12 protein-coding genes are annotated in these 8,557 nt (G+C 67.2%); 8 read left to right on the top strand and 4 right to left on the bottom strand.

Annotated features, from left to right (window positions below; all coding sequences use genetic code 11):
- On the bottom strand, positions 1–264 hold a 264-nt coding region (locus AX681_RS22905), incomplete at its 3' end, for a DciA family protein (protein WP_156456114.1).
- 27 nt (positions 265–291) lie between these two features.
- Here AX681_RS22905 and mutY point away from each other — a divergent pair.
- From mutY to nudC, 3 genes are read left to right on the top strand one after another with little or no spacing between them, the layout of a single operon-like run.
- Positions 292–1,341, top strand: a complete 1,050-nt coding sequence (gene mutY, locus AX681_RS15450; RefSeq protein WP_066659051.1) for an A/G-specific adenine glycosylase — start codon at positions 292–294, stop codon at positions 1,339–1,341.
- Positions 1,338–2,633: a serine hydrolase domain-containing protein gene (locus AX681_RS15445; protein WP_066659049.1), complete on the top strand. Its 1,296-nt coding sequence runs from the start codon at positions 1,338–1,340 to the stop codon at positions 2,631–2,633. The genes mutY and AX681_RS15445 overlap by 4 nt, the downstream gene beginning before the upstream one ends.
- Complete coding sequence (nudC, locus tag AX681_RS15440; protein WP_066659047.1) at positions 2,633–3,508, top strand: NAD(+) diphosphatase; 876 nt, start codon at positions 2,633–2,635, stop codon at positions 3,506–3,508. Before AX681_RS15445 ends, nudC begins: the two co-directional genes overlap by 1 nt.
- Here nudC and AX681_RS15435 read toward each other — a convergent pair.
- Positions 3,505–3,939, bottom strand: a complete 435-nt coding sequence (locus AX681_RS15435) for an MAPEG family protein (RefSeq protein WP_066659045.1) — start codon at positions 3,937–3,939, stop codon at positions 3,505–3,507. The two genes, nudC and AX681_RS15435, sit on opposite strands and share 4 nt — an antisense overlap.
- A gap of 204 nt (positions 3,940–4,143) precedes the next feature.
- Between AX681_RS15435 and rpmF the strand changes: the two genes are divergently transcribed.
- The 5 genes from rpmF (at position 4,144) to AX681_RS15410 (ending at position 7,118) form a co-directional block, all read left to right on the top strand.
- Positions 4,144–4,323: a 50S ribosomal protein L32 gene (gene rpmF, locus AX681_RS15430; RefSeq protein WP_066659043.1), complete on the top strand. Its 180-nt coding sequence runs from the start codon at positions 4,144–4,146 to the stop codon at positions 4,321–4,323.
- Between the two features lie 25 nt (positions 4,324–4,348).
- Complete coding sequence (gene plsX / locus AX681_RS15425; RefSeq protein WP_066659041.1) at positions 4,349–5,380, top strand: phosphate acyltransferase PlsX; 1,032 nt, start codon at positions 4,349–4,351, stop codon at positions 5,378–5,380.
- A gap of 23 nt (positions 5,381–5,403) precedes the next feature.
- On the top strand, positions 5,404–6,372 hold the full coding sequence (locus tag AX681_RS15420) for a beta-ketoacyl-ACP synthase III (RefSeq protein ID WP_066659053.1): 969 nt from the start codon (positions 5,404–5,406) through the stop codon (positions 6,370–6,372).
- Positions 6,373–6,487: 115 nt separating this feature from the next.
- On the top strand, positions 6,488–6,787 hold the full coding sequence (locus AX681_RS15415; protein ID WP_066659038.1) for an integration host factor subunit alpha: 300 nt from the start codon (positions 6,488–6,490) through the stop codon (positions 6,785–6,787).
- 1 nt (position 6,788) lies between these two features.
- Positions 6,789–7,118 carry a MerR family transcriptional regulator gene (locus AX681_RS15410; protein ID WP_066659036.1) on the top strand — a complete coding sequence of 110 codons (330 nt, stop codon included), beginning with the start codon at positions 6,789–6,791 and terminating at the stop codon, positions 7,116–7,118.
- Here AX681_RS15410 and AX681_RS15405 read toward each other — a convergent pair whose 3' ends face one another.
- Both AX681_RS15405 and AX681_RS15400 read right to left on the bottom strand, forming a co-directional pair.
- Entirely contained in the window at positions 7,119–7,658 is a 540-nt protein-coding gene (locus AX681_RS15405; protein ID WP_066659034.1) for a SixA phosphatase family protein, read from the bottom strand.
- Positions 7,655–8,557 (bottom strand): helicase C-terminal domain-containing protein (locus tag AX681_RS15400; protein WP_331710025.1); only part of this gene is annotated, 903 nt, incomplete at its 5' end. The genes AX681_RS15405 and AX681_RS15400, both read right to left, overlap by 4 nt.

Below are 8,557 nucleotides of genomic sequence, written 5' to 3'. Positions count from 1 at the left end.
CTGCATCATCGGCGCATGCGCGCCCTGCACCACCAGGCTCAGCACGCCGTTCGAGCGCTCGCCGCGCGGGAAGCGAATCGATTCGGGGGACGAGACGCCAGCATAGCGTTCGCCGACGATCTCGCTCCAGCGGCTGAGCACCGCGCTCTGGACAAAGCCGAACTTGCGGAACGCGACGCGGCCGACATCGGGCACCAGATCCGCGACGGCGCGGACGCGGTTGCTGCGGCGAGGTTCATCGGTGGTGGCGCGCGGCTTACTCATTCGCCCGGTCCATGCCATAGCCGGGGCGTGCCCGACAATGTTTCTCACGTCATCGCCGATCTGTTGCTCGCTTGGTACGATGCCAATGCCCGGGTGCTGCCGTGGCGCGCGCCGCCGGGAACGCCGCCGCCCGATCCCTATCGCGTGTGGCTGTCCGAAGTGATGCTGCAACAGACTCAGGTTGCGGCGGTGATCCCCTATTTCGAGAAATTCACGACGCGCTGGCCCGATTTTGTCAGCCTTGCGGCGGCGGATGATGCCGATGTGATGAGCGCCTGGGCGGGGCTCGGCTATTATGCCCGTGCGCGCAACCTGCTGGCGGCGGCGCGGGCGGTGGCGGCGGAGCATGGCGGGCAGTTGCCTGGGGACGAGGCCGCACTGCGCAAGCTGCCGGGGTTCGGCGCCTATACCGCGGCGGCGGTGGCGGCGATTGCGTTCGGGCAGCGCGCGGTGGTGGTCGATGGCAATGTCGAGCGGGTGGTGACGCGGCTATTTGCCGTGACCGACCCGTTGCCGGGCGCGAGGCCGCAGGTCCGCGCGCTGACCGATTCGATCACGCCCGATGCGCGGGCGGGCGATTTCGCACAGGCGATGATGGATCTCGGCGCGACGATCTGTACGCCGCGCAGCCCGAAATGCCTGCTCTGTCCGCTGGCTGAGCCCTGCGCGGCGCGACGGGCGGGGATGCCCGAGGCGTTTCCAGTCAAGGCGAAGAAGGCGGCCCGACCGGTGCGGTACGGCACCTTTTTCTGGCTGGAGCGTGACGGCGCGGTGCTGTTGGTGCGGCGCCCGGCGAAAGGATTGCTGGGGGGCATGCGCGCGCTACCGACCGGGCCATGGGCGGATAGCCCGCCGGGATTGGTCGCTGCGCCGGTCGTGGCCGACTGGACGCTGCGCAACGCCACGATCCGCCATGTGTTCACGCATTTCGAGCTAAACGCCGTGCTTGCGACTGCAACAGTCGCGCGTCACATAGGCGCGGTCGACGGCGAATGGTGGCCGATCGCGCGACTGGATGAGGCAGGACTTCCGCGGCTGTTCGCCAAGGCGGTCGAGGCGATGGAGAGCGAAGCATGAAGCGGACCTGGATGATCGGTGGCGCGGCGGCGCTGGCACTGGCGGCGACGCAATCGGCGGCATTCGGACAGGCGGCAACGGCACCCCGTGCCGCCGCCCCCGTCGAGACGCTGGCGCAGGATTATGTCGCGCAGAACCGCACGCAGGGCATCGTCGTTGCTTATGGCGTGGGCGATTCGGCGCCGGTCTTTGCCAGCGCGGGCCGCATCGCGGTGGAAGCGGACGCCGCTGCTGCCGGGCCCGACTCGCTGTGGCGCGTCTATTCGATGACCAAGCCCATCACCGCCATGGCGGCGATGATGCTGGTCGAGGACGGCAAGCTGAAGCTCGACCAGCCGATCGCCGATTTCTTCCCCGGTTTTCGCACCATGAAGGTGCTGACCGATCCGGCCAACAGCCTCGACAGCCGACCGGCGACGACGCAGATCACGGTGCGGCATCTGCTTACCCACACTGCCGGCCTTGGCTATTCGATCATCACCAAGGGGCCGTTGCTCAAGGAATATGAGCGGCTGGGGATCACGCCGGGCGCCGTCAACGCGGCGCTGGAAGCGCAGGCGAGGCCGCTGCGCCCCAAAAGCCTCAAGGAATTTGCCGAGCGCGTTTCGACTCTACCGCTGATCGCCGAGCCGGGCACGAAGTGGAGCTATTCGATCAGCCTCGACCTGCTGCCCGCGATCATCGAGGCCGCAGCGGGGATGCCCTATGAGCAGTTCCTGCAGACGCGGATGCTCGGGCCGCTCAAGATGACCTCGACCTATTGGACCGTGCCGCAGTCGGAAGTCGGGCGGTTCGCGACCAACTATGCCTGGGCGGGCGAGAATCGCATTCCGTTCGATCCGGCCAAGAGCTCGGCCTGGCTGACCCCGCCGTCCTTTCCCTATGGTGGGGCAGGACTGGTGATGTCGGCGCGCGACTATGACCGCTTCCTGCACATGCTCGCCAATGGCGGAACGCTGGACGGCGCGCGTGTGATGAAGCCGGAGACGGTGCGACTCGCCATGTCCAACCTGTTGCCCGCCAGCGTCACTTATGGTGGTGCGCCGAGTGGAAGCGGCGGCGCGACCGGCCCGAAAATGGGCTATGGCGCGGGCGGATCGGTCCAGCTTGAGGACGTGCCCGGCGGCGCAGGCAAGGGGACCTATGGCTGGGGCGGCGCAGCGGGGACGGTCGCGTGGGTCGATCCGTCGAAGAAGATTCGCGGGACGGTGATGGTCAATTACTTCCCGTCGGACAAATGGCCGCTGCGCGCCGACGCGGTCAAAGCCGTCTACGCTCAAGCCGCGCGCTGATGCGGCTCGAAGTCGGGTTCACCGGCGGGGTGCTCGACCGTGCCGATCGCGAGCGCAACAACCCTGAGGCGCTGGCGGCGGCAATGGGCGACTGGCGCGCGCGGCTGTTGAAGCTGAACGGGCTCGACCCCGAGCTGGACGACGACGGGCGGCTGGTGTGGGGGAGTCTGGCCGACCTGCCCGACGATGCCAATCCGCTGTTCCTCGGCTATATCGACGGCAAATCGCATTTCGCGCCTCTGCGTATGGGTGAACGGCATGGCGCGGCGCGCTCGCCGGCCTTGTTCGCGATGCTGGGCTTGATGCCGCCCGATCAGGCGAGCCTCTATGCCTGTGCGCGCAGCCTGGTCGACTGGCACCAGCGCCATGGCTTTTGCGCGGCCTGTGGCAGCGCGACCGAGTTGTTCCGTGCCGGCTGGGCGCGGCGGTGCGGTGGGTGCGGTGCGGAGCATTTCCCGCGCACCGATCCGGTCGTGATCATGCTGGCCGAGCATGACGGGCGCGCGCTGCTGGGGCGGCAGGCGGCATGGCCTGCCGGGCGCTACTCGGCGCTCGCCGGGTTTGTCGAGGTCGGCGAATCGATCGAAGAAGCGGTGGCGCGCGAAACGCTGGAGGAAGCGGGCGTGCGGGTCAGCGACGTGCGCTACATCGCCAGCCAGCCCTGGCCGTTCGCCTCGTCGCTGATGATCGCCTGTATTGCGCGTGCCGAGGACGACACGCTGTCGCTCGACACCACCGAGATCGAGGACGCGATGTGGGTGACGCGGGACGAAGTGCGCGCCGCGCTGGCGGGCGAAGCGGGCGCGCGGTTTATCGCGCCGCCGCGCTACGCGATCGCCCACAGTCTGCTGAGCGTCTGGGTTGCCGAAGCTTAGCCAGCCGTTTCGACCAGCTCGATCGTTTGCGATTCGCCGAGGGCCAAATAGGGAATTGCGGCGGCATAGCCGGCAAGGCCGATCGTCACCAGCAACGTGACTGCAATGCCGATCATGCGCCCCGGCATCCAGCCATCCATGCCGAACGCATGCAGGATACGTCCGGTGACAAACAGTGCCGCGACTGCCCACAACCAGGTCTCCGTCCCCACCGCCAGTTCGATCAGCGCGAGCAAGATCAGCACGAACGGCGCATGTTCGACGAAGTTGAGCTGCGCGCGCATCCGGGCGGTCAGCCGGGTGCTGCCTCCGTCGCCGACCAGGATCTTTTCGGCGCGGCGGACTTGCCCGACCCTGAAGGTAAGCCAGGAATTGAGTAGCGCGCAGGCCGCAGCGGCGGCAAGCGTTACGGGCAGGATGATGGCTTCCATTGATTCTTACCCCTTTTGGAACACTGTGGCTGCCACGCCGCGCGCTGCCTTGCAACTTGGACGGAAATCGGTATAGGCGCTCGCTCGCTTCGCGACTGGCCCAGGGCTGTCCGGCGAGTGCCGGACCCCGGTGCTTGCCCGTTCGCCGCCATGGGCGTATCGCGATCCAGGTTTTAAGACGACAGTTCAAGAAGGTTTGCCGAAATGGCCGTCCCCAAGAGAAAAGTTTCGCCGAGCCGCCGTGGCATGCGCCGGTCGCATGACGCGCTGCAGGTTGCGGCATTCCAGGAATGCCCGAACTGCGGTGAGCTGAAGCGCCCGCACGTGCTGTGCGGCGCCTGCGGCCACTATAATGGTCGCGAGATCGTTTCGGTCGAGGGCTGAGCCCGATTAGAGGGGGCCGTCGGTCATGACCTCAAGCGCACGAATCGCCGTCGATGCGATGGGCGGCGATGAGGGGCTGGCGGTCATGCTTGCTGGAGTCGCGCGTGCGCGGCGCCGGTTCGAGGGCATGCGCTTTCTGCTGGTCGGCGACGAAGCCGCGATTCGCGAGGGGCTGAAGGCCCATCCCAACCTCACCGCTGCGTCCGAGATCGTGCACGCGCCCGAGGTGGTGACCGCCGACGACAAGCCGAGCCAGGCGATCCGGCGCGCCAAGACGACGTCGATGGGCGTTGCGATCGATCTGGTGAAGCGCGGCGAGGCAGCCGCCGCGGTCTCCTCCGGCAATACAGGCGCGCTGATGGCGATGGCGAAGCTGGCGCTGCGCACTATGCCCGGCATCGACCGCCCGGCGCTCGCCGCGCGGATGCCGACGCTGGGCGACAATGACGTCGTCATGCTCGACCTGGGTGCGAATACCGAGGTCGATACCCGCAACCTGATCCAGTTCGCAGTGATGGGTGCCGCCTATGCGCGCACCGTGCTCGACCTCGAATCGCCCCGCGTCGCGCTGCTCAATATCGGCACCGAGGAGCAAAAGGGCACCGACATCATTCGCGACGCCGCGCAGCAATTGCGCGCCGCGACGCATTTGCCGCTGCGCTTTACCGGGTTCGTCGAGGGCAATGCGATGTCACGCGGCAATGTCGATGTGATCGTATGCGACGGCTTTTCGGGCAATATCGCGCTCAAGACGGTCGAGGGCACCGCGCGCTTTGTTGCCGACCTGCTCCGCCGCGCCTTTTCCAGCTCGATCCGCTCGAAGATCGGTTTCCTGATCTCGAAGCCCGCTACCGAATTGCTGCGCCATCATCTCGACCCCAATAATCACAATGGAGCGGTCTTCCTTGGCCTCAACGGCATCGTCGTGAAGAGCCATGGCAGCGCCAATGAGATCGGGGTCGACACCGCGATCGGCGTCGCCGCCAAGATGGTGCGCGACGATCTGACCCGCCGCATCGCCGAGGATCTCGGCAATTTCGAGGCCCAGGCAGCATGAGCGAATCAAGCGCCGTCGCAACCATGCGGCGTGCAGTGATCACCGGAACCGGATCGGCGCTGCCGCGTCGCCGCGTTGCGAATGCCGAGCTGGCCGAGCAGATCGATACCTCCGACGAATGGATCGTCGAGCGCACCGGCATCCGCTTTCGTCACATCGCTGCGGATGACGAGACGACATCGACGCTGGCAACCGATGCGGCGCGCGCCGCACTGACGGCGGCGGGGATCGCGGCGCAGACGATCGACCTGATCGTGCTGGCGACCGCGACTCCCGACCAGACCTTTCCGGCAAGCGCGACGCGGGTGCAGGCGGCGCTGGGTATCGATGATTGCGTGGCGTTCGATGTTGCGGCGGTGTGTTCCGGCTTTCTGTACGCGGTGCAGGTCGCCGAGAGCATGATCCGCGCCGGCAGCGCGAATCGCGCGCTGGTGATCGGTGCGGAAACTTTCAGCCGGATCCTCGACTGGGAAGACCGCACCACCTGCGTACTGTTCGGCGACGGGGCAGGCGCGATCGTGCTCGACGCACAGGAGACTGCGGTGGATGGCGGGCGCGGCGTGCTGGCGACGAAGCTGCATGCCGATGGGCGGCACAATCAGCTGCTCTATGTCGATGGCGGACCGTCAACCACCGGCACGGTCGGCAAGCTGCGCATGAAGGGCAAGGAGGTGTTTCGGCACGCCGTGGTCAATCTGGCCGCGGTGATGAACGAGGTGCTTGCCGCTGCAGGTCTGGGGCCGGAGCATGTCGACTGGGTCGTGCCGCATCAGGCCAATGCCCGGATTCTCGATGCGACCGCCAAGAAGCTGGGTCTGGCGCCGGAAAAGGTCGTGGTGACGGTGGACCAGCACGCCAACACCTCGGCCGCGTCGGTTCCGCTCGCGCTCGACGCGGCGGTGCGCGACGGGCGCATCAGGCAGGGCGACCTGCTCGTGCTGGAGGCCATGGGCGGTGGTTTTACCTGGGGCGCTGCAGCGGTGCGCTTTTAAACGCGCGCGGGCGCTTGGCATGCCGTAATATTACGGTATCGTAACGCGAGCGCAACGATGGTTGCACCCGTCCCTCAATGTGTTACGGTAACAAAACGGGGCAGGAGGGTTAAGAATGGCGACCGCCGCGACGTTGACCAGGGCCGATCTTGCCGACGCGCTGCATCGCGACGTCGGACTATCTCGCGCCGACGCGGCGCGCTTCGTCGAACAGATTCTCGGCCATATGTGCGAGGCGCTCGCCAAGGGCGAGAATGTTAAGATTTCGGGCTTCGGCAGCTTCGTGCTGCGTGACAAGGGCGAACGCATCGGGCGCAATCCCAAGACCGGGGTCGAGGTGCCGATCGCCCCGCGCCGCGTCTTGACCTTCCGGGCCAGCCAGATGCTGCGCGACCGGATCGTCAACGGGGGATAAGATGGCAGCCGGTCCGGAGAAGGGCCCCGAAGCCTTCCGGACGATCGGCGAGCTTGCGCAGGAAATCGGGCGCCCCCAGCATATTCTTCGATATTGGGAAACGCGTTTTCCTCAGCTGCGTCCGCTGCAACGCGCGGGCGGCCGGCGCTATTACCGGCCTGATGATGTGGCACTGGTGCGGCGGATCGATTCGCTGCTCACCCGCGAGGGCTATTCGATCCGGGGAGTCCAGCGGCTGCTCGATGCCGAGCGCGGCGCGCGGCGCGGGCGAACCGATTCGCTGCGGGCGGTGCGCGATGCGCTGCAGGTGGCGCTCAGCGAAGACGGCTGATCAGTCCTCCGGTCCCAGTCCGGCGTCGAGATCGCGCGGGCGGACGAAGCGGATCAGTGTTCCACTGTTCGAGCGAATCGCGCCCCAATCGTCGGTGTCGAATGTGATCACGGCGAGTGCGGCGGTCGGAAATTTTTCCTCCACCGCATCGCGCAGCGCATCACCGGCCCGATCCGGCACGAGCATCAGGATCAGATCCTCCAGGCCCGGATTATGGCCGATCAGCAGCGCGCTGTCCGCGCCCACAGGTAGTTCGTGGACTACGTCCATCAGGGTCGAGGCGGAGGCGAGGTAGATGCGGCGGTCCCAAGCCGGGGCCAGCGCGCTGCCATAGCCGCTTTCAATCTGCTCGACCGTTTCAGTGATGCGCACCGCCGGCGACGCGACGACGTGATCGAAGCTCAGCCCCTCGCTGCGCAGATGGCGACCAACAGTGACTGCCGCGCGTTGGCCGCGTGCATTGAGCGGACGATCAAAATCGCGCGCGACTGCGTCGTCCCAGCTCGACTTGGCGTGGCGCAATACCGTCAACGTCTTCATCGGCCCTCCGGATCGGCGGTTTCCCGGGCCTTGTGCCCCAGCGATGCGACGGAGGAAAGACGGCGCGCATGGTCGACCGCCTCATCCAGCGTCAGTCGTCGGATCGGCGTGCCAGGGGGAAAGGCGTCCAGCAGCCGCGACGGTGTGGCGGCGGAGAGCAGCACGAACGCGCCCGAATCATCGGCACGGCGGATCAGGCGACCGAACGCCTGCGCCAGCCGGGCGCGCACGATGCGGTCGTCATAGGCGCTGCCGCCTCCCGCCAGCCGTCGCGCCGCGTGCAGGACGCTGGGCTTGGGCCAGGGCACCCCTTCCATCACTACGAGCCGCAGCGAGTGGCCGGGGACATCGACGCCGTCGCGCAAGGCGTCGGTGCCGATCAGCGAGGCGCGCGGATCGTCGCGGAAGATGTCGACCAGGGTGCCGGTATCGATCGGATCGACATGCTGGGCGTAGAGCGGCAGCCCCTCGCGCGCGAGCCGGTCGGCAATGCGGGTATGGACAGCGCGCAGCCGCCGGATCGCCGTGAACAGACCCAGTGTCCCGCCCTGTGCCGCCACGATCAGCCGCGCATAGGCGGCGGCGAGGGCGCCCATGTCGCCGCGCTTGATGTCCGTGACAATCAGCACTTCGGCCTGGCGCGGGTAGTCGAACGGGGACGCGGCCTCGAACCGCTGCGCCGGATGGGCGAGGTGTTGGGCACCGCTGCGCTGCTCGGCCACGTCCCAGTCCCCGCCCGCGCGTAGCGTTGCTGAGGTAACCAGCGCGCCATGTGCCGGCTTCAGCACCGCTTCCGCAAACGGCTTGGTCGGATCGAGCCAGCGGCGGTGGATGCCGATATCGATCTCCCGCCCCTCGATGCGTTCGACGGCGAGCCAGTCGACGAAATCGGCGGTGGC

The organism is Sphingomonas sp. CCH9-E2, assembly GCF_001557215.1.
Lineage (GTDB): Bacteria > Pseudomonadota > Alphaproteobacteria > Sphingomonadales > Sphingomonadaceae > Sphingomonas.
The sequence above is the reverse complement of the archived record's forward strand: the minus strand, read 5'-3'. Positions and strand labels throughout refer to the sequence as shown.

Bases quoted from the DNA above. Each gene is read 5' to 3' on its own strand.
- nudC (WP_066659047.1), top strand. From the start codon at position 2,633: ATGCGGCTCGAAGTCGGGTTCACCGGCGGGGTGCTCGACCGTGCCGAT.
- AX681_RS15405 (WP_066659034.1), bottom strand. From the start codon at position 7,658: ATGAAGACGTTGACGGTATTGCGCCACGCCAAGTCGAGCTGGGACGAC.
- AX681_RS15445 (WP_066659049.1), top strand. From the start codon at position 1,338: ATGAAGCGGACCTGGATGATCGGTGGCGCGGCGGCGCTGGCACTGGCG.
- rpmF (WP_066659043.1), top strand. From the start codon at position 4,144: ATGGCCGTCCCCAAGAGAAAAGTTTCGCCGAGCCGCCGTGGCATGCGC.
- plsX (WP_066659041.1), top strand. From the start codon at position 4,349: ATGACCTCAAGCGCACGAATCGCCGTCGATGCGATGGGCGGCGATGAG.
- AX681_RS15410 (WP_066659036.1), top strand. From the start codon at position 6,789: ATGGCAGCCGGTCCGGAGAAGGGCCCCGAAGCCTTCCGGACGATCGGC.
- AX681_RS15415 (WP_066659038.1), top strand. From the start codon at position 6,488: ATGGCGACCGCCGCGACGTTGACCAGGGCCGATCTTGCCGACGCGCTG.
- AX681_RS15420 (WP_066659053.1), top strand. From the start codon at position 5,404: ATGCGGCGTGCAGTGATCACCGGAACCGGATCGGCGCTGCCGCGTCGC.
- AX681_RS15435 (WP_066659045.1), bottom strand. From the start codon at position 3,939: ATGGAAGCCATCATCCTGCCCGTAACGCTTGCCGCCGCTGCGGCCTGC.